The 22,210-nt window shown below is 69.3% G+C and carries 17 protein-coding genes, 1 tRNA gene and 1 pseudogene; 7 read left to right on the top strand and 12 right to left on the bottom strand.

Annotated elements, in window-relative coordinates; all coding sequences use genetic code 11:
• Window positions 1-12 precede the first annotated feature (12 nt).
• Window positions 13-1,893, bottom strand: a complete 1,881-nt coding sequence (nhaA, locus tag ABZX90_RS25185; protein WP_351129632.1) for a Na+/H+ antiporter NhaA — start codon at window positions 1,891-1,893, stop codon at window positions 13-15.
• Between the two features lie 406 nt (window positions 1,894-2,299).
• Between nhaA and ABZX90_RS25180 the strand changes: the two genes are divergently transcribed.
• Window positions 2,300-4,687 (top strand): excinuclease ABC subunit UvrA, encoded by a 2,388-nt coding sequence (locus tag ABZX90_RS25180; protein ID WP_355208249.1) that lies wholly within the window; start codon window positions 2,300-2,302, stop codon window positions 4,685-4,687.
• 314 nt (window positions 4,688-5,001) lie between these two features.
• Window positions 5,002-5,346, top strand: a complete 345-nt coding sequence (locus ABZX90_RS25175) for a carboxymuconolactone decarboxylase family protein (RefSeq protein ID WP_351129636.1) — start codon at window positions 5,002-5,004, stop codon at window positions 5,344-5,346.
• Window positions 5,347-5,725: 379 nt separating this feature from the next.
• On the opposite strand, the gene ABZX90_RS25170 is transcribed toward ABZX90_RS25175, so the two are convergent.
• Window positions 5,726-6,052, bottom strand: a complete 327-nt coding sequence (locus ABZX90_RS25170; protein WP_123765056.1) for a GYD domain-containing protein — start codon at window positions 6,050-6,052, stop codon at window positions 5,726-5,728.
• A 126-nt stretch (window positions 6,053-6,178) separates the two neighbouring features.
• On the opposite strand from ABZX90_RS25170, the pseudogene ABZX90_RS25165 reads away from it, so the two are divergent.
• Both ABZX90_RS25165 and ABZX90_RS25160 read left to right on the top strand, forming a co-directional pair.
• Window positions 6,179-7,188 (top strand): annotated as a pseudogene (locus tag ABZX90_RS25165) (replication initiator); the annotation flags it as partial.
• 162 nt (window positions 7,189-7,350) lie between these two features.
• Window positions 7,351-8,859, top strand: a complete 1,509-nt coding sequence (locus tag ABZX90_RS25160; RefSeq protein ID WP_355208245.1) for an FAD-binding oxidoreductase — start codon at window positions 7,351-7,353, stop codon at window positions 8,857-8,859.
• A 168-nt stretch (window positions 8,860-9,027) separates the two neighbouring features.
• Here the strand turns inward: ABZX90_RS25160 and ABZX90_RS25155 are convergent, their stop codons facing one another.
• The 7 genes from ABZX90_RS25155 to ABZX90_RS25125 form a co-directional block, all read right to left on the bottom strand.
• Window positions 9,028-9,453: an organic hydroperoxide resistance protein gene (locus ABZX90_RS25155; RefSeq protein ID WP_351129642.1), complete on the bottom strand. Its 426-nt coding sequence runs from the start codon at window positions 9,451-9,453 to the stop codon at window positions 9,028-9,030.
• Between the two features lie 94 nt (window positions 9,454-9,547).
• On the bottom strand, window positions 9,548-11,008 hold the full coding sequence (locus ABZX90_RS25150) for a DHA2 family efflux MFS transporter permease subunit (RefSeq protein ID WP_351129645.1): 1,461 nt from the start codon (window positions 11,006-11,008) through the stop codon (window positions 9,548-9,550).
• A gap of 256 nt (window positions 11,009-11,264) precedes the next feature.
• Window positions 11,265-12,419: a diiron oxygenase gene (locus ABZX90_RS25145; protein ID WP_351129648.1), complete on the bottom strand. Its 1,155-nt coding sequence runs from the start codon at window positions 12,417-12,419 to the stop codon at window positions 11,265-11,267.
• A gap of 42 nt (window positions 12,420-12,461) precedes the next feature.
• Window positions 12,462-13,415, bottom strand: a complete 954-nt coding sequence (locus ABZX90_RS25140; RefSeq protein ID WP_351129650.1) for a diacylglycerol kinase family protein — start codon at window positions 13,413-13,415, stop codon at window positions 12,462-12,464.
• A 54-nt stretch (window positions 13,416-13,469) separates the two neighbouring features.
• Window positions 13,470-13,560: transfer RNA gene (locus ABZX90_RS25135), tRNA-OTHER, on the bottom strand.
• A 92-nt stretch (window positions 13,561-13,652) separates the two neighbouring features.
• Window positions 13,653-14,348 (bottom strand): SGNH/GDSL hydrolase family protein, encoded by a 696-nt coding sequence (locus ABZX90_RS25130; protein ID WP_355208240.1) that lies wholly within the window; start codon window positions 14,346-14,348, stop codon window positions 13,653-13,655.
• Entirely contained in the window at window positions 14,345-15,259 is a 915-nt protein-coding gene (locus ABZX90_RS25125; protein ID WP_351129655.1) for an SAM-dependent methyltransferase, read from the bottom strand. The genes ABZX90_RS25130 and ABZX90_RS25125 overlap by 4 nt, the downstream gene beginning before the upstream one ends.
• A gap of 257 nt (window positions 15,260-15,516) precedes the next feature.
• Here ABZX90_RS25125 and ABZX90_RS25120 point away from each other — a divergent pair, with 257 nt between their 5' ends.
• Window positions 15,517-17,001 (top strand): MmgE/PrpD family protein, encoded by a 1,485-nt coding sequence (locus ABZX90_RS25120; RefSeq protein WP_355208237.1) that lies wholly within the window; start codon window positions 15,517-15,519, stop codon window positions 16,999-17,001.
• Window positions 17,002-17,158: 157 nt separating this feature from the next.
• On the opposite strand, the gene ABZX90_RS25115 is transcribed toward ABZX90_RS25120, so the two are convergent.
• A complete protein-coding gene (locus tag ABZX90_RS25115) occupies window positions 17,159-17,674 on the bottom strand; it encodes a sigma-70 family RNA polymerase sigma factor (protein ID WP_351129659.1) in 516 nt (171 codons plus the stop codon).
• A 199-nt stretch (window positions 17,675-17,873) separates the two neighbouring features.
• Here ABZX90_RS25115 and ABZX90_RS25110 point away from each other — a divergent pair, with 199 nt between their 5' ends.
• Entirely contained in the window at window positions 17,874-18,479 is a 606-nt protein-coding gene (locus tag ABZX90_RS25110; protein ID WP_351129661.1) for a helix-turn-helix domain-containing protein, read from the top strand.
• Between the two features lie 26 nt (window positions 18,480-18,505).
• On the opposite strand, the gene ABZX90_RS25105 is transcribed toward ABZX90_RS25110, so the two are convergent.
• Window positions 18,506-19,210, bottom strand: coding sequence for an SGNH/GDSL hydrolase family protein (locus ABZX90_RS25105; RefSeq protein ID WP_351129663.1), 705 nt, complete (start codon window positions 19,208-19,210; stop codon window positions 18,506-18,508).
• A gap of 109 nt (window positions 19,211-19,319) precedes the next feature.
• Window positions 19,320-20,315 (bottom strand): DUF2156 domain-containing protein, encoded by a 996-nt coding sequence (locus ABZX90_RS25100; RefSeq protein WP_351129665.1) that lies wholly within the window; start codon window positions 20,313-20,315, stop codon window positions 19,320-19,322.
• Between the two features lie 286 nt (window positions 20,316-20,601).
• Here ABZX90_RS25100 and ABZX90_RS25095 point away from each other — a divergent pair, with 286 nt between their 5' ends.
• Window positions 20,602-22,194 (top strand): aldehyde dehydrogenase, encoded by a 1,593-nt coding sequence (locus ABZX90_RS25095; protein ID WP_351129668.1) that lies wholly within the window; start codon window positions 20,602-20,604, stop codon window positions 22,192-22,194.
• Window positions 22,195-22,210: the final 16 nt, after the last annotated feature.

Below are 22,210 nucleotides of genomic sequence, written 5' to 3'. Positions count from 1 at the left end.
CCCTCGCGGGCCTCAGGTGTCCTGACCCGCTCCCGTGAGCGTGGCCCGCTGGCGCGCGGCGCGTACGGCCGCCGTCAGCGAGGCGATGTCGTAGGCGCCGTAATGACGGCGGCCGTTGACGAAGAACGTCGGTGTGCCCGAGACACCGCTGAGATCTGCCGACTCGACATCCATGGCCACCCGGGCAGAGGCCGTGCCGGCCCGGAGGTCCTCGCGGAAGCGCTCGCGGTCGAGGCCGATGCGAGCGGCGTACCGGAACAGATCCTTCGGCCCCAGGTCGCCCTGGTGGCCCATGAGGAAATCGTGCATCTCCCAATAGCGGTCCTGGTGAGCCGCGGCCTCGGAGGCCTCCGCGGCGAGTTGGGCGTTGGGGTGCACATCGGTGAGCGGAAGATGGCGCCATACATAGCGGACGTCACCGAAGTCGGCGAGCAGTTCGCGCACCACGGACTCGGCCAGGCCGCAGTAGGGACACTCGAAGTCGCCGTACTCGACGAGGGTCACGGGCGCGTCGAGTGGCCCGCGCACATGGTCGTGCTCCACGTCCACGGGTTCGCTGAGGTCGATGATGGCCTGGCCGGTGCCGAGGAGGGCCCGCGCGCGGGAACGTCCGGTGAGGGCGCCGATCACCAGGACGACGACCCAGGTGAGGAGGAACGAGCCCGCACCCGCGGCCAGAATGCCGATCTTCGCCTGCTCCAGACGGCTGCCGTCGAAGGCCAGCGACGCGATCAGCAGGGCCACGGTGAAACCCACACCGGCCAGCGTGCCCCCCGCGGTGATGGCGCCCCATCCGACGGGCGGGTGAAGGCGTCCTCGGCCGGCCCGCGTCGTGAGCCACGTGCCGCCGATGATGCCGACGGGCTTGCCGAGCAGGTAGCCGAAGAGGATGCCGAGGGTGATCGGCGAGGTGAAGGCGTCGGCGAGCTGACCGCCGCTGAGGGTGATGCCGGCGTTGGCGAGGGCGAAGAGCGGCACGATCACGTAACTGGTCCAGGGATGGAACATCTGCTGGAGCCGCTCGTTGGGGGAGAGCGTCGAGGCGAGGCCGCGTCGCACCGTGCGTTCGAGTTCCGGTGTCGGCTGCTCGCGAAACCGCCGGAACAGACGGCTGGCGTGTTCCAGATCGCCGCGGTCCGCCGCGTACGCGTAGGTCAGCATGCCCATCGCGAGACCGGTCACCACCGGGTCGACGCCCGACTTCAGGAGCGCCACCCAGATCGCCACGCCCAGCACGCCGTACAGGGAGGGGATCCGCGCGCCGATGGTGCGCCGCAGCAGCAGGACGACCACGAACAGGCCGAGCGCCGTCAGCAGCGCGGGCAGCGAGATGGCATCGCTGTAGGCGACGACGATGACGCCCAGCGCCAGGAAGTCGTCCACGACGGCGACGGTGAGGATGAAGACCCGAAGGTTGGTGGGCAGCCGCGACCCGAAGATGGCGAGCATGCCCAGAGCGAAGGCCGTGTCCGTCGACATGGCGGCACCCCAGCCGTGCGCCGCGGAGCCATGGCCCGAGGTGATCGCCAGATAGACGACGACGGGGACGATCATGCCACTGAGGCCGGCCAGCAACGGCAGCATGGCCCGGCGGCGTTCACGCAGCTCGCCGAGATCGAACTCGCGGCGCGCCTCCAGGCCGACGACGAAGAAGAACAGGGTCATCAGGCCGCTGTTCACCCACTCGCGCAGGTCCATCGACACCCCGCTCGACCCGACGTGGATCGACAGCTCGGTACTCCACACCGTCGCGTACGAGTCAGCACCGATGTTGGCCCAGGCCAGCGCCATCAGGGTGGCGGCGAGCAGCACGGTGGCGCTGCCGGTCTCCGTCCGCAGAAACGCGCGCAGCGGGCTGCGGGGCTCCGTGCCGCACTGACTCTGGCCTGACATGGGCGATGTCTCGGATGGCATGGTCACCCTCCGATTCTCGCTCCCGACCGGATGGATCCGATGTCGCCCTCGCCCGCGCGAGCGAGAATCGGGGGCCGGAACGGGGAGCGAAGAGGCGGTGGACCAGGCGGATCGTGACGGTTTGGGTCTGTTGTCGATGGTGGTGACCGGACGGATCAGAATTCGAGAAGCGTGGGCGGACGGGCCTCCCCTAGCGTGTCCGCAGGGACATCGTCGCAGCGCGTCGGCCGGCACCTCCGGTGCGGTGTGCCGCGGACGGTGGCTCTGACCGCGGGGACGGAACCGGCCAAGGAGCACCCGGCGGTCCGCGCGCAGCTGATTGGATCGAGCCAGGCGATGCCGGCGGAGGCCGCGAAGGCGGCCCCGCCCGACAGATGGAGACACGATGAGCAAGGCCACGAGGACGGACACGCAGTCGCCTGCGCCGCACGGTGCCGACAGCCACGATCTGATCCGCGTGCTCGGCGCGCGGGAGAACAATCTCAAGGACGTCAGCATCGAGATCCCGAAGCGCCGGCTGACGGTGTTCACCGGGGTGTCCGGCTCGGGCAAGAGCTCGCTGGTGTTCAACACCATCGCCGCAGAGTCGCAGCGGCTGATCAACGAGACCTACAGCTCCTTCGTGCAGGGATTCATGCCCACTCTCGCGCGGCCCGAGGTCGACGTCCTGGAGGGGCTGACCACCGCGATCATCGTCGACCAGCAGCGGATGGGCTCCGACCCCCGCTCCACGGTCGGCACCGCCACCGACGCCAACGCGATGCTGCGGATCCTCTTCAGCCGGCTCGGGAAGCCGCACATCGGCCCGCCCAGCGCGTACGCCTTCAACGTCCCCTCGGTCAAGGCGAGCGGCGCCATCACCGTGGAGCGCGGTGCCAAGAAGACGGTGAAGGCGACCTTCAACCGTACCGGCGGCATGTGCGGTCGCTGCGAGGGCCGGGGCACGGTCTCCGACATCGACCTCACGCAGCTCTACGACGACTCCAAGTCGCTCAACGACGGCGCGATCACCATCCCCGGCTACGGCTCGGACGGCTGGAACATGCGGCTCTACAAAGAGTCGGGCTTCGTCGACCCGGACAAGCCGATCCGCAAGTACACCAAGAAGGAGCTGCAGGACTTCCTCCACCACGAGCCGACCCGGATGAAGATCGCGGGCATCAACATGACCTACGAGGGGCTGATCCCGCGGGTCCAGAAGTCGATGCTCTCGAAGGACAAGGAGGCGATGCAGCCGCACATCCGGGCGTTCGTGGACCGTGCGGTCACCTTCACCACCTGCCCCGAGTGCGAGGGCAGCCGGCTCAGCGAGGGCGCCAGGTCGTCGAAGATCAAGCGGATCAGCATCGCCGACGCCTGCGCCATGCAGATCAGTGACCTGGCCGAATGGATCCGCGGTCTCGACGAGCCGTCGGTGGCCCCGCTGCTCTCCGCGCTCCAGCAGACCCTCGACTCGTTCGTCGAGATCGGTCTCGGCTACCTCGCCCTCGACCGGACGTCGGGCACGCTGTCCGGCGGCGAGGCACAGCGCGTCAAGATGATCCGCCACCTCGGCTCCTCGCTCACCGACGTCACCTATGTCTTCGACGAGCCCACGGCGGGCCTGCACCCCCACGACATCCAGCGCATGAACGACCTGTTGCTTCGGCTGCGGGACAAGGGCAACACGGTGCTCGTCGTGGAGCACAAGCCGGAGACGATCGCGATCGCCGACCACGTCGTCGACCTCGGCCCCGGCGCCGGTACGGGGGGCGGCTCCGTCTGCTTCGAGGGCACGGTCGAGGAACTGCGGGTCGGTGACACCGTCACCGGCCGCCATTTCGACGACCGGGCCTCCGTCAAGGAGACGCTGCGGAAGCCCACCGGCACGCTGGAGATCCGCGGCGCGTCGGCGAACAACCTGCGCGATGTCGACGTCGACGTCCCGCTCGGGGTGCTGGTCGTCGTCACCGGCGTCGCGGGCTCCGGCAAGAGCTCGCTCGTGCACGGGTCCATCCCGGCCGGCGAGGGGGTGGTGTCGATCGACCAGACTCCGATCCGCGGTTCGCGGCGGAGCAACCCGGCGACGTACACCGGTCTGCTGGACCCGATCCGCAAGGCGTTCGCCAAGGCCAACGACGTGAAGCCGGCCTTGTTCAGCGCCAACTCCGAGGGCGCCTGCCCCACCTGCAACGGCGCGGGCGTCATCTACATGGACCTGGCGATGATGGCCGGCGTCTCCACCACCTGCGAGGACTGCGAAGGCAAGCGGTTCGACGCGTCGGTGCTGGAGTACCACCTCGGCGGTCGTGACATCAGCGAGGTGCTGGCGATGTCGGTGGACGAGGCCGAGGAGTTCTTCGGCGCGGGCGAGGCCCACACACCGGCCGCGCAGCGCGTCCTCGGGCGGCTCGCCGACGTCGGGCTCGGCTACCTCACCCTCGGACAACCCCTCACCACGCTGTCCGGCGGCGAGCGGCAGCGGCTCAAGCTGGCCACGCACATGGCCGACAAGGGCGGCGTCTACGTCCTCGACGAGCCGACCACCGGCCTGCACCTCGCCGACGTCGAGCAGTTGCTCGGTCTGCTCGACCGGATCGTCGACTCGGGCAAGTCGGTCATCGTCGTCGAGCACCACCAGGCGGTCATGGCACACGCCGACTGGATCATCGACCTCGGCCCCGGAGCCGGTCACGACGGCGGCCGGCTCGTCTTCGAGGGCACCCCGGCCGACCTCGTCGCCGCCCGTTCCACCCTCACCGGCGAACACCTCTCGGCGTACGTCGGCGCTTGATCGAGACCCTCGCGGACAGGGGGACGAGTTCTCGGCCCGGCCGGAACTCGTCCCACCCGACCGTCGGCCACGGACGGACGACCCGTCCGACTGGGCGGGGAGAGACAGCGGACGCCGAACAGCGCCCGTCCTGACCACAGGTGGCGACCCGACAGGTGTGCCGCCCACGGTCAGGACGGGCGCCGCCGGACCCCACGGGCTCCGCGCGCGCCCTGCCCGAAATGCACCTACGGTTGACGCACAGAGTGGCGCCCGCGGACAGCGACCTATTCCGCCTCCAGCGCCCCCGTCAGCGCATCAGGAGGCCGGCCGCCATGACCACAGCATCCCCAACCCCTGTCCTGGACACTCTCGCCGCCATGACCGTCGACTCCCTGGAGCGGTGCGGACTGCCCCCGGACATGCTCATCCTCACCCGCATCGCCGCGCTCGCGGCCTCGGACGCGCCTCCCATCTCCTACCTCGCGCACATCGACCCCGCCCTCAAGGCCGATCTGACCATCGCCGAGGTGCAGGACGTCCTGGTGGCCATCGCCCCCATCGTGGGTACGGCCCGGGTCATGACGGCGGCCGGCAACATCGCCTCGGCACTCGGCATCGCGATCGCCGTGGCCGAGGCGGAGATCGAGGCGGAGCTCGACGCCGAGAGCGGGAGCTGATTCGGCCGCTCCTTCACAGGGATCGCGCTGTACGCCGCTGACCTGGACACACGAATCCCGACGCGGACCCACAACTCCTCGCCGGCTCGTGGCAGCGCGTCCCGACGCCTTCCTGTCCACCTCGCCTGCAGTCTGAGCAACCACTCCGTCCTGCTGGGAGGTCTGGGACGGCGTGAGGACGCGCTGACGGCCATCGAGGAAGCCGTGACCGCCTACTGCCAGCTGGCCGCGGCGCGTCCTGCTGTCCATGAGTACGCACTCGAACTGTCCCTGCGAGTTCTGTCCGGGCCGCAAGGCTGCAAACAGCAGTAAGTACCCACATCCCGGAACAGCCAGCCGCGCTATGCCTGAACCCAGCAGCTGCCAGCCGTCTGGACCGCTACGCGCCGGGAGCCCGGTACTGGACTTGCCCGGCTTTGCGCAGGGCATCCATGGTTTCGTCGACGGTCAGGAGAACGGTCGTCTCGAACGAGCTGAGTGCACCGCCTCCGCTGATCGCCAGGGCGACCGCGGCCATGGAGACGTTGTCGGGGGCCTCCCACAGGTTGTAGCCGTCGCGGGTGCCGAACGCGTACCAGAAGCCGTGGAGCTTGCCGCCGACGGACTCGATGTACGTCTGAGCGGCCTTTGCGCGGTCCTCGGGGTGGCCGATCAGTCTCGCCCAGGTCTCCGGCGTGTAGCTGAACCTCGATAGATAGAGCGGCACCATGTCTCCCTTTCGTCCCAGCAAGGGATGCCCCCGCGGGGTGGGATACGTCTCCGAGGCCGCCCGTTATCCCCCGAACGGCCGGGATGATGACCGGCATGGCCACTGCCGGTGAGCGACCCAACCGCCACGCTCACCGCGCCCTCGTTCGGGCCCGTGCACAACCGGCTCGCGTCCGGCCGCTGCCGCTGCGGTGTCCAGCACGCGGAGGACGATCCCGTGCTCGGTACGGCGCTCGACCCGGAGCGCTACGACTACGCGGGCGGGGTGCTGTGGAACAACCACGCCGGGGACCTGTGGCGCCGGTTCACCATCTACCTGCGCCGTGACATCGCCGCCCGTGCGGGTCTGGCGCAAGCCGCCCTGAAGGAGGTGTGCCAGGTCTCCTTCGGCAAGGTCGCCGAGTTCCAAAAGCGAGGCGCCGTGCACTTCCACGCGGTCGTGCGCATGGACGGTCCGGACGGGCCCGACACCTCCCCGCCGGCCTGGGCCACCGTCGCCCTCCTGGACGACGCGATCCGCGCCGCCGCCGACCGCGTCTCCGTGCCACTGGCCGCTGCCGGGAACTTCCCCGCCTGGGTGCTGCGGTGGGGCTCGCAGGTCGACGTGCAGCCCATCGGCGCCCTCGGCCACGAGGAGCTGACAGAACAGGCGGTCGCCTCCTACGTGGCCAAGTACGCCACCAAAGCGGCCGAGACAACCGGCAATGTCGACCGCCGGGTCGGGGAGCTCTCGGAACTCGACAAGCTGCCGCTGCCCGACCACACCCGGCGCCTCATCGAAGCCTGCTGGGACCTCGATGACGCCTACCCGGAACGGATGCTCGCGCACTGGTCCCACATGCTCGGCTTCCGCGGGCACTTCTCCACCAAGTCCCGCCGCTATTCCACCACCCTCGGCGCGCTGCGCCAGGTCCGCGCCGACTACCGCGCCCGCCAGGAACGCCGTGAACGAGGCCTGTCCGAGGATCTCGACGACTCGGAGGGCTCCGCGCTGGTGCTCGCCCACTGGACCTACGCCGGGCGCGGCCACACCCCGGCGAATCCTGGCTCGCCGCAACGATCGCGAAGGACATCAAGACGAACCGAGAGATCGCACGCGAAGCCCTGCAAGACCTGGACGCAGAGGGGTCGGCGAAGTCGATGCACGACGCTGGGAGCTGCGGTGTCAGGCGCCTTGGCGGTGGTGCTGAGCGTGTCGCAGGGGACCTCTGTGATCACCCTTGCTACCGTCCACTTCGCCAAAATAATCCATAGATGACCGATTCGCGCCCACGGGTGGTCGAGAGGAAACGGACCATGAACGACTTTTCCCGTCGCCGACTGCTGAAGACTTCGGCGGTCGCCGGCGCCGGCGCAGTCGTCGTGCCGGGCGTCGCGGCAGCCGCGACCCCTGGTGCGAGTGTCGTGACGGAGACTTCCGTAAATGAGGGGTACGGGGCGCAGTGCTCGACGGCGAAGCTGACCGGCCGCATCGTCCGTCCCCACGACCCTGGGTACACGGACGCGCGCCTCGGCTGGGACCAGCTCTTCTCTCACTATCCGCTGGTCATCGTCTTTGCTCAGAACACCCAGGACGTGGTCAACGCCCTGACCTGGGCGCGACAGAATGATGTCGCGCTGCGGATCCGGAGCGGCCGCCACAGCCTGGAGGGCTGGTCGAACGTCGACAGCGGCCTCGTGATCGATATCAGCGAACTGAAGTCGGTTCATCTCGACAGTGCTGCTCGTGTCGCGACGGTCGGCGCCGGACTCAACCAACTGGAAGCGGTGACCACGCTCGCGAAGCGGAACTTCGCGGTGACGACAGGCACCGAAGGCACGGTGGGCCTGGCCGGCGCGACGCTCGGTGGTGGCTTCGGCTTCCTGACGCGCTGGCTGGGGATGGCGTGCGACAGCCTGATCGGCGCCGAGGTCGTCGTGGCCGAAGGTGGCGACTGCGCAAAGGTGATCAAGGCCGACCTGACTCATCACTCGGACTTGTTGTGGGCGCTGCGCGGTGCGGGCAACGGCAACTTCGGGATCGTCACCTCACTCACCTACAAAGTGGCTCCGCTGAAGAGCGTTACCTATGTGCAGGCCACGTGGGATGGCATCGGTGACCTGCGTAGGGTCTTCGATGCCTGGCAGCGCACCGCGCTGCACGCCGATGACCGCCTTGGCACGCAGGTCGAAATTCACCGCAATCAGACCTTGTTGTTCGCGGTCCTCGCGGAGGGAACGCCTGCGGAGGCCAAGAAGCTGCTGGCCCCGATCCTGTCGGTCGGTAGACCCCAGGTGTCGGTGCAAGTTGGCAACTGGGGCGAGGTGTATTCGGGATTCCAGATTCCTACCGAGAACGAACCCGCGAACTGGAAGTTCTACTCCCAGTTCACTAGAAAGCCGTTCCCGGGCAGAGCGATTGACGTGATCTCCTCGTTCATGCGGGACGCGCCCACGGACGACAGCAACTTCTTCACTCAGGCGTTCGGTGGGGCGGTCAGAAGGAGTCCCCGCGGCGGCACGGCGTTTCCACATCGCGACGCCCTCTTCTACTCCGAGCCCGGTGCCGGCTGGGGGACCCGTTCCGACCAGCCGGGCATCTGCGACCCCCTGACCCCGCAGGCTCAAGCCTGGATCGCCGAGTTCAGCCAGGCCTTGCGCCCCTACGTGGACGGCGCCTACGTCAACGTGCCGAACGTCGGCATGCAGGACTGGGAAACCGCCTACTGGAGGGACAACTTCGACCGCCTGCGCGAGATCAAGGCGAAGTACGACCCGCACAACGTCTTCCAGTACGACCAGAGCATCCCGCCTGCGTCCCGCTGACCGAGCGCTGATGGAGCCCCCTCTCGACCGGTGAGGGGGCTCCGCAATGCCTACCCGTCTCAGGTCTTTTCGCTCAAGAGGGCCTGACTCTGATGTGGTTGGTAAACCGTGCACGAAGACCCCGTCGCTCGCGGTTCTGCCGGGCGACGGGGTCTTCGTCGCGGTGGGTCAGGCCGTCTTGATCGTGACCTCGATGTCTCCTCGGGTCACCTTGGAGTAGGGGCAGATCTGGTCCGCCTTCTCCACGAGCTCCTTGGCCGTGGCCTCGTCGACACCCGGGATGTGGGCGGTGAGTTCGGCGACGATGCCGAAGCCGGCGTCGTTGCGGCCGATGCCGACACGGGCCGTCACGCTGGAACCGGTGATGTCGATCTTCTGCATCCCCGCGATGATCCCGATCGAGGCGTGGAAACACGCGCTGTAGCAGGCGGCGAAGAGCTGCTCGGGGTTGGTGCCGGCACCCGTGCCGCCCAGTTCCTTGGGCTGGCTGACGACGATGTCGAGCTTGCCGTCCTCGGTGGAGACGCGGCCCTCTCGGCCGCCCTCGGCGGTGGCGACTCCGGTGTAGAGGGCTTCGCTGGGCTTGATGGGCATCTCGTGCGTACCTTCCGTCGGTTTTGAATGTGCCTGGATCGGATGGACGGCAACCCGTGCGGGCGGCATTCCGGTGCGCGCCGCCCCCCGAGGGTCAGCGGGTGGTCGGTTTCGCCTCGGCCGTTTGCGCGGTCCCGGACGCGGCACCCTGGGCGGACTGCCCCTGTGCCGCGGCGGGCGCCGCCTTGATGACGAGCCCGAGGCCCGCCAGGCCGGACAGGACAGTGGCGATGGAGCAGAACAGCAGCACATGCCCGTAGTCGGCGGCGTCGGTGCTCGCGCTGCTGAGCAGGGTGGCCAGCGTCGCGATACCGAAGGCGCCGCCGACCTGGCGGGCCGTCTGGTTGAGCCCGGTCGCCGCCGCGAAGCGCAGCGGGGAGACCGAGAGGGCGGCGGCGGTCGACGTTCCCGTCGTGATCGCGCCCATGCCCGCGCCGGCCAGGATGCCGGTGGGCAGCCAGTAGTCGAGGAAGTGGGGCTCATCGGGCAGGGTGAAGGCGAGGAAGAAGCCGGTGCCCGCGAGGACGATCGCCCCCGCCACCACGACGGTCCGTGGACCGTACTTCGTCTGGATCTTGCCCGAGTACAGCGCCACCAGCGTCGCCGCGAAGGCGCCCGGGGTCACCGCCAGGCCCGCCTTCAGCTCCGACCAGTGCCACACCGAGGTGACGTAGAGGACGCCGACCAGGAGCCAGGCGAAGAGGCAGGCCCCGTAGAAGAACACGGACAGGTTCGCCAGGGCGAAGGTCCGGCTGCGCCACAGGCTGGTCTCCACGGCGGGCGCCGAGTGGGTCCGGGAGCGCAGCAGGGTGACCGCCATGGCGACGGCACCCATGGCCAGGCAGCCCACCGTCACGGCGTCGCCCCAGCCCCAGTCCTGGCCCTTGGAGATGCCCAGACTGAGCAGGCCGATGCCGAGCCCGAGCAGGATCGTGCCGATCAGGTCCGGCAGTTTGCTGCCCTCGGGGCGGGCCGTCCGGGGAATGATGTGCGCGCGGAACAGGAGCAGCACACCGAACGGCACATTGATCAGGAACAGCGAGCGCCACCCGAAGGCGTCGACCAGGACGCCGCCGATCGACGGGCCCACCGCGGCGGCGAACGCGGACGCCGCGCTCCACTTGCCGATCGCGGCGCGACGCTGCTCGGGCGGGGTGTCCATGAGGACGATGGCGAGGGACGCCGGGATCATCGCCGCCGCTCCGGCACCCTGCAGCGCCCGGGCGGTCAGCAGGACGGGGATGTTCGGAGCCAGCGCGCACGCGAGGGACATCGCCGTGAAGGTGGCGATGCCCGCGGTGAACAGGGAACGCCGGCCGATCACGTCCGCGAGCCGGCCCGCGGGCGCCAGCAGGGCGGCGAACACAGTGGCGTAGACGGTGATCACCCAGGACAGGTCCGCCACGGCGGAGTCCTCGAAGTCCTGGTGCAGATCGGGGATGGCCAGATTGACGATCGTCACGTCCAGTACAGCCAAGAAGGTCGCACTCGACGCGAGGAGCAGCAGGGGCATGTACCCCCGCTTGGCCGCCGCTTCAGCGGGCCCAGCGCTCATCGCTTAACACCTCCAACATACCGATGGTTGGAATGTATCTGTGTGAGTGCTCGGGCGTCAATCGGGTTGTCACGCAGCGGAGCCGACCGGGTCGTCTGCGCTCCCGGGCCGACGAGCCGGGAGCGGGGGTCCTCGCGGAGGCCGGACGGGCGGCGAGCTGGGACGAACCCGAGGGGCGGACGGGACGGCCTCGGCCCCCTGGAGCGCGGGCCCGAGGGGTGGTTGGAGGGTCTCGACTCAGGGAACGCGCTTCACCTCACGTCGTACTGCCGGTCTGCGCCGCACCGCCCGTTTCCGCCGTATCGCCGGCCCCCGCCGCGATCGCCGCGTCCACCTCGGCGACACGGACCGCCAGTTCGCGGTCCTCGCGCTCGCGCTCCTCGCGACGCTCCCGGTCCAGCCGTTCGGCCTGCGCCTCGTCCGAGGCCATCAGGGCGAGCAGGTCGCTGTTGGCCATGTCGAGGACACCCATGTCCTCGTACGCCGCTTTGACGGCGGGTCCCCACAGCCCGATGTCCTTCACGCACGGGACGATCCGGGTGAAGAGACGTGAACGGAACGCCTGCATGCGAGGGCCCTTGTCCATGTACTCCATGCACTCCGCCATGTCGAAGCCGAGGTTCTCCCAGACCTCCTGCATCCGGAAGCGGTCCCGCATGAGATAGCAGCCCTCCACGACGAACTCCTCGCGCTCGGCCCTCTCCTTGGAGGTCAGCTGCGCGTAGTAGTCCCGAAGCGCGAGCCGTCCGAAGGCGACGTGCCGGGCCTCGTCCTGCATGACGTAGGCGAGGATCTGTTTCGGCAGCGGCTTGTTCGTCTTGTCCCGGAGAATGCCGAAGGCCGCCAGCGCCAGGCCCTCGATCAGCACCTGCATTCCGAGATACGGCATGTCCCAGCGCGAATCCGAGAGGGAGTCTCCGAGCAGGCTCTTCAAGTGGGAGTTGATCGGGTATTCCATACCGATCTTCTCCTTGAGGAAACGGGAGAAGATCTCGGCGTGCCGTGCCTCGTCCATCACCTGGGTCGAGGCATAGAACTTCGAATCGAGATCGGGCACCGATTCGACGATCCGCGCCGAGCAGATCATCGCCCCCTGTTCACCGTGCAGAAACTGGCTGAATTCCCAGGACGCCATGTGGCGGCGCATTTCCTGCCGCTCGCGTTCGTTCAGTTTCGCGTACTGCCGGGAGCCGTACAGGGCGAGCGTGTTCTCCGGGGTGCCGAGCGCGTCGTACGGGTCGACCTCGGTCTCCCACGCGATGCGCGCCGAACTGTCCCACTGCTTGTCCTTGCCCTTCTGGTACAGGTTCAGCAGCCGGTCACGGCCCTCGTCGTACTTCCAGGTGAAGTAGGTGTCGCCTGCCGTGGGCAGCACCCACCGCTCGTCGGAGGTGCGCTCGGCACCGTGCATGATGTTCTCCTCCGTATCCGGGTCCCGCCGCTCTTCCCCGGCTCACGCCTGGTGCGGCGGTGCGAGAAACGGCAGGACACCGGCGAGGAGACCCACTGTGCAGCGGGACCGCTCCCCGTCCGCCATCTCGCCGTCGTACTCCAGGGACAGGGGCGCGCCGTCGGTGCGCTCCACGACGAAGTGCCGGCCCCGGGTGTAGATCACCCCGGGGCGCTCGACGTGCCGTCCCTCACGGGTCAGGTTCAGTAGTTCGAGCAGGTCGCAGGTGCCGTCGAAGGCGCACAGGTCCAGCAGCCCGTCGTCGAGGACGGAGTGCGGCATCAGCCTGAACTGCCCGGCGCGGTACCGGCCGCCGCCGATGTTGGTCAGGTGGACGGCGCCTTCGTGCACCACCTCGCCGTCCACGGTGATCCGCGCGGGATACGGCCTGTGCGCCGCCACGACGTCGGCCACCGCCTGCCGGTAGCGGTCACGGCCGGCCAGGCCGGTGAGGCGGTTCGCGGCGGCGAGGACATCGGCGACGACGCCGGTTCCCGTGCCGAGCAGGGCGTGTGTGCCGCTCTCCCGCAGGTGTGCCACATCGACGTGGCGCACCTGGCGGGCGGGCCCGGACAGGGCCTCGGTCAGCGTCCGCTGCCAGGGACGGTCGGACCAGATCTCGCGGTAGAAGGAGTTCGCGGTCCCGACCGGCACGCAGAACACCGCGGGCAGGGCCGCCTCGGGCCGCTCATCGGCGGCGCGGACGAGTCCGGAGGCCACCTCGCGGGTGGTGCCGTCGCCGCCGGCCACGATCACCAGGTCGGCGCCGGAGCCGGCGGCCTTGGTGGCGATCTCCTCGGCGTGACCGCGGTACCGGGTCTCGACCACCGTGAGGTCCCCGACCAGTTCCGCGCACCACCGGGTCAGGGTGCCGGCGTCGACGAGGTCGGCGCGTCCCGCCCCGGCGAGCGGGTTGGTGATCAGGACACCGGAGTCCGCCCACCGGTCTGACTGCATGCCTGCTCTCCTCGGATCTCGACGGGCAGAGGACCGGACATGACGACGGAGCGGCGGAGAGAGCAGGATTCGAACCTGCGAGGGCGTTGAAGCCCCGACCCGGGATGTTTCCCGGTCCCCGTTGGGCCGCTACGGGAATCTCTCCTCGTACACCGAAGCGCTTGCCTCGAAGGCTTGCGGTTCGGTGCACATCTCCAAGGTGCCAGGGCGTTCTGAGATCTCCCTGACACGGCCCTCTCAGCGGCTGTGGAGCGCCGCCAGATGCGCGCCGAGCTCGGCGAACACCGCTGATGCCAGCACGGCGTGACCGCGCATCGAGGCGTGCAGCATGTCCGCGCTGAAGACGGTGCGGGAGTTGCTGGTGGGGTGGGACCACATGTCGATGACGAGGGCGCCGTGCCGCTCGGCCACCTTGCGCACCTGGTCGTTGAAGATCTGGATGCGGCCGCTCAGGCCTCCGCCGCCGAGCTGCTCGGGGAAGACCTTGGTGATGTCCTGGATGGTGAAGACGAAGACATCGGCGCCGCTCTCGCGCAACGGCCGGACCATCGCGTCGAGTTCGGCCTCCACGGAGCCCGCCGAGAAGTCGCGGGCGAGCATGTCGTTGCCGCCGCACACCACCGAGGCGAGGTCGGGACGGAAGTCCAGCGCCTGCTGAAGCTGTCCCGTCCGCACCTCGGCCGCCTTGAGATGGCGTACGCCCAGATTCAGGTACTCCAAGCCGGGATTGCCCCGGCGCAGCGCCTCCAGGACCCGCTCCGCCCAGGGCAGGTCCGTGTAGCCGGGGGAGGACTCCCCGAGCCCTTCGGCGAGGCTGTCCCCGATGACCGCGAAGCGTGTCCAGGGGGCCTTGTTCAGCAACCGGTCGGCGTCCCCGGGGGAGAGGACGTGCGGGTCGGCGTCCTCGGTGGTGGGTCCTTCGGTCGTGGTCATACTGCTTCTCCGTTCTCCCGCGCGGCACGCTCGGCCGCGATCAGGCCCATGAAGTCGTCGTCCTTGCAGTAGGGATCGGCGCCGGCGTAGCGCCGTACGAGCTCGGGGACCCGTACCTCCTCGGTGGGCCAGAAGCCCGCCTCGCGTACGGCCTCCGACGCGGTGTCCGGGGTCATGCCGGTGACGTACGGCTCGCCCTGGGCGCCCACCTTGCGGGCCATCGCGAGGGCGCCCTCGTAGGGGGTGGTGCCGTCGATGACGCTCTCGTCCATGTAGTCGAAGACGAGGCCGCTGCCGGGTGCGCACAGGTCCGTGAGCTGGTGCAGGGTGCGCTCGAAGGCGTCGCGGCGCAGGAAGTAGGTGACGCCCAGCCAGCCCACCACGCACGGCCGGCCGGTCTGGAAGCCGGCGTCGACGAGGGCCTTGGCGAGGGAGTCCCCCGCCTCGAAGTCCACGGGTACGTAGGTCACCGACGGGGCGTCGATCGCCGCCTCCACCAGCGTTTCGAGCTTGGCGCGCTGGGTGGCGGGGTGGTCGACCTCGAAGTAGCGGAGCCGGTCGTACCCGGGCATCCGCAGCGCCGTGGTGTCGTAGCCCGCGCCGAGCAGCACCACCTGGCGGATGCCGGTGGCGACCGCGCGTATCAGCTGGTCCTCGAAGAACCGCTGGCGCAGCAGGATCTCGGCGATGAAACCGCCGTGCGCGGAGTCCAGCGCGGTCAGCCGCGCGATCGCCTCCTGGGAGGTCCGGGGCGGCGGGGGCTCGCTGACGAACAGCGAGGCGAAGCGGTCGTCGAGCAGGCGGCGCCCGGGTTCGACGACCGCGTCGGCGGCGCGGGCGCGCGCGGTGAGATACGCGGTGTCGCTGGGCAGCCCCGATTGCATTCGGGTGGGCTGTTGCGGAGTCAGCATGGTGGTTCCTTTCCGGGAATTCGGCCCGTGGCGGTCGCGGTAAGAGGCCGATGGGTGACGGCCGTGTGCTTGTCGACTGTCTTACGCGCCCACTGCGGTACGCCCCTGAGTAAGTGCGCGTTCCGTTTCCCGAGCCCGGGAATTTCCGTTGGTTGCGAGGGTTCGCGGCTCTCGCGGCGTAACCAGGAAGAAGCAGGGCGGCGTATGGAGACCGTCGTAGGTGCCGCTTCGTGATACGGCAGTCGTGAAGGAGACCGATGACCCTCACCGAAGAACTCGCGGAATGGGCCCACGCTCTGCGGTTCGAGGAGATACCGCCGGATGTCGTGGAGATCGCCAAACTGCAGATCCTGTCCCAGTGCGCGGCCATGCGTATCGGCGCGACGCATCCGCTGGGCCGGAAGCTGACCGGGGCCTTCGGGCCGCCGTTGCAGCCGGATCCGCGCCGGGCGGCCTTCGTGCTCGCCGGGCTCGGTTCGTGGCTGCACTTCGACGACACCGCGTTCGCCGGGCATCTGTCCAACTCGACCGTGGCCGTACCCATGGCCTACGCGCAGAGTCAGGAGCTGGACGGGCGTGCGCTGCTGACCTCGGTGATCGTGGCCAACGAGTGCGCCGCGCGCGTCACCGCGTCGGCCACGCTGGGGCCCTTCCGCGGGCAGAGCGCCACGTTCACTCATGTCATCGGCGCCGTCGCCGGGCGGCTGCGGGGGGAGACCGCGCCCGCGCGGCGCTGGGTCGACGCGATCGGCCTCGGCCTCGGGCTGCCGCCGCGCACCGTGCCGATCGGGTTCCTCGGCGGTGACGCCAAGGTCTTCAGCGCCTCGACACCCGTCTCCGTCGGGCTGGACGCGTGCGACGCCGCCGCGGCGGGCTTCGCGGGCAGCGCGGAGATCCTGGAGCATCCGGAGGGCTTCCTGTCCCGGTTCTCCACCGTGCCGCTGCCCGGGGCGGTGACCGCCGGGCTCGGGCAGCGCTGGCACACCCACACGACGTCGTTCAAGGTGCACCCCGGCGGGCCGGGCATGGACGCGGCGGTCGACTGCGGACTCGAACTCCACCGGGAGCTGGGGCCGGTACGGGCGGGGGACGTCACCGCGATCACCGTGGACACCTCGCTGTACACGGCGCTGGTGAACGCCCAGGCGGGCGTGTACCTGCGCGGGCCCGACTCGCCGGTCAGCGCGCTGGTGTTCGCGTTGCCGTACCTGCTCGCGACCGTCCTGCTCACCGGTGAGCTGACCACCGAGGACTTCTCCGCGCCGGGGGTCGCGGACGAGGAGCGGTGGCGGCTCGCGGAGCTGGTGCGTACGCGCCTCGACGAGCGGATGACCCACGACCTGTTCCACAGCGAGGTTCCCTTCGGGGAGGCGCTTCGGCAGGCCGGCCCGCGGGCCGCCGAGTGGCTGCGGCCCTTCGGCGCGCGGTGGAAGGACGACGGGCAGTGGCTGGTCGATCTGGTGGGCGAACTGGAGGCGCCGAGCGAGGACTTCCGTTCCGCGCGGAAGGTCACGGGAGCGCGGGTGACCCTCGATTTCCGCGACGGCCGGTCGGCCCGTCGAAAGGTGGACATTCCGGTGGGAGCGGTGGGCGGGCCACCGGCCGCCTCCCTGGTGCGCGAGAAGTTCCTCGGCAGCGGGGGAACCGCGGACACGGCGGACGCGATGGCCGGGCTGGAGTCGGCCTCCGCCCATGAGGTCACGAAGCTGCTGAACGCGGCGCTGGAGCTGACCACCACGTGAGCGTGCGGTGTCCGCCGGTCCGTCACCCGGGCTGTTCCCCATCTCCCGCCGCCCCACGTGTCGTGATCCAACGTGCCGCGGTCCGGCCGGCCGCACGCCCGCGAGATGCCGGCGCTCCGGTCGACGCCCGGCGGCACATCCGCCTCCAGCCGTCGTCTCAGCCCGTCAACGCCTCCTCGTACCAGCGGCGCAGTCGGGCCCGGGCCTTGGTGAAGGCGCTCTCGGCCGCCTTGAGGGAGATCCCGCGCCGACTGGCGAACTCGCGGGTGCTGATGCCGTTGAGGCGGGCGACGATCACCTGGTGTTCCCGGCCGGCGAGCCGGTCGACCTGCTCCAGCGCCCAGGCCTCCTCCTGGGCCGCGCAGATCAGTTCCTCCGGGCTCGCCATGACCTCGGCCCAGGGGCCGCGCAACAGCCGTCGGGCGCGTTCGTCGCGGCGGTGGATGTCGGTGCAGAGCCGCAGGGTCACCGTGGTGAGGAAGGGGCCGACCCTGCTCTCGTCGAGGTCGCGGAAGGTCGCCGCGCGTATCAGGGCCTCCTGCGCGCAGTCCTCGGCCTCCTGGTTCCCCGAGAGACGGGACCTCGCGAGTCGGTGGATGCGCTCCCGGTGCGGGAGCAGCAGCTCCCACCGGTCCGCGGGGACCTGTACGCCGGGAGGTGCGGGGCTGTGCATGGCTGATGACCTCCTTGCCGGATACGGCCAGAGGGACGGGGGCGTGCCGCAGGCCTGGTCCCAGGCTTGGCGCCCTGCGGCCGTGATGTTACATTCCAACCGATGGTATGTCTATGAAACCCAGGATCGGTGAACTCTCGGTACGAGGGGGAGACGCTAAGATCGAACGGTGGGGCGTTTCGGGGGGTCAGGAGGGCAAGTGGGCAGTCAGCAGCGGGTGCGCCGATCGCAGGAAGAACGTTCTCGGACGACGACGAACGAGCTGCTCGCCGCTGCGCGCGGGCTCTTCGCCAGAGACGGGTACACCGCGACCTCGCTGGACGCGATCTGCGAGGAGATCGGGGCGAGCAAGGGCGCGCTCTATCACCACTTCAAGAACAAGCGGGATCTCTTCCGCGCCGTCTACGAGGCGGAGGAGAACCGGCTGTCGAGCGCGATCGCGCAGACGTTCACCCTCCACGAGGACCCCTGGGACGGTCTGTACGAAGGCATGCGCGAGTTCCTGGTCATGTCGATGGAGCCGAGCACCCAGCGGATCACCCTCATCGACGCGCCGGGGGCGCTGGGCTGGGCGGAGATGCGGGCGATCCGCTCCGACTGCCGGCGCATGATCGCCTACGGCCTCGGTCAGGTACTCGGCAAGGAGCGTTCCCGCGCGGACGTCGCGGCCGTCGCCTCGATGGTGCACGGCGCCGCCTGTGAGAGCGCGGTCGCCCTGGCCCACGCCGACGGCGACGCCGACGAACTGCTCGAGGCCACCCTGCGCCAGTTCCGTCAGCTCTTCTCGTCCTTCGCCAACGCCTGAGTGGTGTCCCGCCCGTCGCCGGACGCTCACCGGTAGGCGTCGGCGGCGGCCGCGAGATGGGCGCCCAGCCCGCGGATCACCGAGGCGGCCGCGACGGCATGGCCCCGCATGGTGGGGGCGCAGCCGTCGGCGCCGAACACGTCCCGGTCGGAGGCCGCCGGATGTGCGGTGAGGTCCACGAAGATCGCGCCGTGCCTGAGGGCCACCGCCTGCTTGCGCTCGGCCAGTTCGCGCAGCCGGAGCCTGAAGCGCTCGGTCGCCTCGTCCTTGTGGGGATTGCCGCGGGTGATGTCGAACCAGTTCACCATCAGCACATCGCCCCCGCTGTCGCGCAGCGGTGCCACGACCCGGTCGAACTCCGCCTCCACGGCGTCCGCGTCGAACGGTTCGCGCGCCAGCTCCCTGCCGCAGCACATCAGCGCCGTCAGATCCGGCTTGAACTCCAGTACGCGGCCGAGCTGTCGGGACCGGATCTCGGCCGCGAGCCGGCCCTTCCTGCCCAGGTTGAGATAGGCGAGGCCGGGCTGGACCCGGCGCAGCGCCGCGGCCACCCGGTCCGCCCAGCCGTCGTGGCCGTAGCCCTCGGCGGGCTCCCCGCGTCCGTCGGCGATCTCGTCGCCGATCACCAGGAAGCGCCGCCAGGGCGCCCCCGTCAGACTGACCTCCGCCTGCGTGGTACTCAGACAGTGCGGATCGCTTTCTTCGCGCCGCAGCGCGGTCTTCACACGCATTCTTCCCCCGTTTGTCGCACCCTTTGGTCCGGCGGGTGCACCGTACCCCGTGAATTCGAGCGTCCGTACGACGATTTCGCGTCGGGCGGTCGCCCGTGACGCCGCCTCCTCACACCGACTTGGTGACCCGGAGGATCTGCCAGATCGCCCCGAAACTGGCGCCGCGTTCGAAGGCCAGATACTCCGGCAGTACCACCTGCGGACCCCACTTCTCCTTGTACGCGAGCTGGGTCGAGGCCGGGTAGACCGCCTGGCCGTGTTCGGCGAGCAGCCGCATGAACCGTCCCGTCAGCTTGCTCGCCCCGGCCGGTTCGTGCTCCGGGTCGAGACCGGTGAACGGGGTGAAGCCGAAGTGCAGCCAGTCGGCGCCCTCCTTGACGAAAGTCTCCGCCGCGTGCAGATTCACGGCCTCCATCACCCCCGGCGGGGAGTCCGGAAGCCGCCTGCTGAGGTCGTGCAGCCAGCCGGGTCGGCCGCCGTGGGCGGGACTGTAGGAGATGTACGAGACCGGCGCGGAGTCCAACGTGCCGACGAAGAGCCGGCGGTACTTCTGCGCGGGGCCGCCGAGCTGGCCCACCAGGAACTCGATCTCCTTGACGTGCCGGCCCTTGGAACGCAGCCACGCCTTGTCGATCCGTTCGATGTCCCGCGCGCACGCCTCCCAGTCCGTCTCGGTCACCGTCAGACCGCTGCGCCTGGCGCGGGAGATCTTGTTGCGCAGTTTCATGAACTTCGAACCGCGCAGGCTGAATTCGGCGAGTTCCAGGGAATACGACGAGCCCACCTGATTGATGGTGAAGCCTTCTTCGTGGAACAGGCCGAGATCCTCGCGTTGCAGCTGGATCCCCACGATCGTGCGGCGCTCGTCACGCGCGAAGGAACGGAAGGCGCGCAGCAGGGACGCCTGTTGTCCAGGGGCGGCGAAAACTCCGCCGAACTGCACGAGATAGCGGCCGGAACGCCGGTAGACGATGAAACCGTCGCCGCCCCCGTCGCGGAAGTGCTGATTCCCCTCGTTGAGCGCGAGAAACGCGCTCGGGTTGTCCGCGTGCTTCTCCACGATGGACACCAGCTGGGAGAGATCATCGCCGCTCGTCTCCGCCATGGGCGTCACCGTCCGCCGCATCCGTGATCGATTCACCGCACCGCCCTTCAACGATCTGCAGGAACGCACGGAACTCTTTCAGCGGGGCCGTGAAGCCGACTGAAACAACCGTCTCAGGACCGTCTCAGCGCTTTCTCAGAGGTCTTGGCGAAGGTTGCCGTCGAAAAGTCGAAGTTGGTCTACAGAAGGCGGGGGACCTGGGGTGACCAGCGTTCAGTTGTCCGCTCCGGCCGGCCGGCAGCGCGGCGGGATTTCCGCGCGACGGTTGCGTACGTACCGGTCTTATGTGAACGGAGAATGCCTGGACGGCGGTGAGTGGGTCTATGTCGTCGGCGCCGACGCGTTGCTGGACGACGCGTTCGCGAGCCTCAGCCTCAAACGCAAGCTGGAGCGCGGGCTGTCGGAGCCCGCGGAACTGCCCAGCAGCATCGTCGGCAAAGTGGCCAAGGCCGACCGCGACACCGTCCAGCGGGCCGTGGAGGCCGCGGCCGAGGCCGCGCCGCGCTGGGCCGCCTTCCCGCTCGACGTGCGGCTCACCGAGCTGGGCCGTCAGATCCACCGGCGCATCGTGGAACGCGCCCAGGAGATCGTGGACGTCCTGGTCGACGAGGGGCATCCGCTGCCGCTGGCCCGCTGGCAGGTGTCGGGCATGCTCGACTGCTTCGGGCCGCAGTCGCTGAGTTTCTACCGGTCGCAGATGCTCCAGGAGTTCCGGCAGGGCGACCGCCAACTGGCTGTGCGCAGGCTCCCGGACGGTGTGGTGTGCCTCAACCCGCCGCAGAACGCGCCGCTGTCCAGCACGCTGCTGGGCGTCACCTCGATCATGGCGGGCAACTCCCTCGTGGTCCGCGCGCCGCGCAGCGCCCCGCTGGGGGCGATGTACGTCCTGCACGAGATCGTCGTCCCGGCCCTGGATGAGCTCGGTGCCCCGCCCGGCACCCTGAACGTGGTCTGCGGCGACCCGGCGCCCATGCTCGCCGCCTGGCTGCGGAGCCCGAAGGTGAACGACATCATGTATTTCGGGAGCAGCGAGAACGGCATCACCTTCGAGGAACGATGCATCGCCGCCGGGAAGAAGCCCATTCTGGAACTGGCCGGAAACGACGCCGTCGTGGTGTGGAAGGACGCCGATCTCGAACTGGCCGCGGAGGCGGTCACGGAGAGCTTCTTCGGCTCCGGACAGCTCTGCATGATTCCGAATCAGGTGCTGGTGCACCCGGATGTCGCCGACGAGCTCATAGCGAACATCGTCCGCCAGGTCGGCCACATCCGTCCCGGATACGCCTGGGAGGAGGACGTCCTCCTGACGCCGGTCCTCAGGAACGAGAAATTCTTCGCCTGCCTGCGGGACGCCGTGGAGAACGGCGCCGAAATCGCCTGCGGCGGGCACGCCATGCAGATCGACGAGACCCGCGACGCGGCGGGCATCTTCCTGGAGCCCACGGTGGTGGTGGTCCGCGGACTGACGGACGCCCGGGAGATCGACGCGGTACGCGACGAAACCTTCTTCCCGCTGATCCCGATCGTGGTCGCGGACCCCGCACCGGACGCCGAACTCATCGACAGTTTCATCGAATTCGTCCGTTCGAACGCCTACGGCCTGCGGAATTCCGTATGGGCCACGGACCGCGCGGTCGTGGACGAATTCGTCACCCGGATCACCACCGGCGGAATTCTGAAGGTGAACGACTCACACATCGGATTCCTCCCCTATCTGCCGACGCACGGCGGTACGGGACTGACCGGTGGTGTCTTCGGCGAGGCCAACTACCCGATCCTGCGCACCTCGCACGTCCAGGGGCTCAGCGTGAGCACCGGGTCGCGTCCCCGGGACGCGGTCTTCGGTGCCTGGCGCGCCATGGACCGGCGAGAGTGCTGAACACCCCGTCCGCGCA

The organism is Streptomyces sp. NPDC002935 (genome assembly GCF_040611295.1).
Lineage (GTDB): Bacteria > Actinomycetota > Actinomycetes > Streptomycetales > Streptomycetaceae > Streptomyces.
The sequence above is the reverse complement of the archived record's forward strand: the minus strand, read 5'-3'. Positions and strand labels throughout refer to the sequence as shown.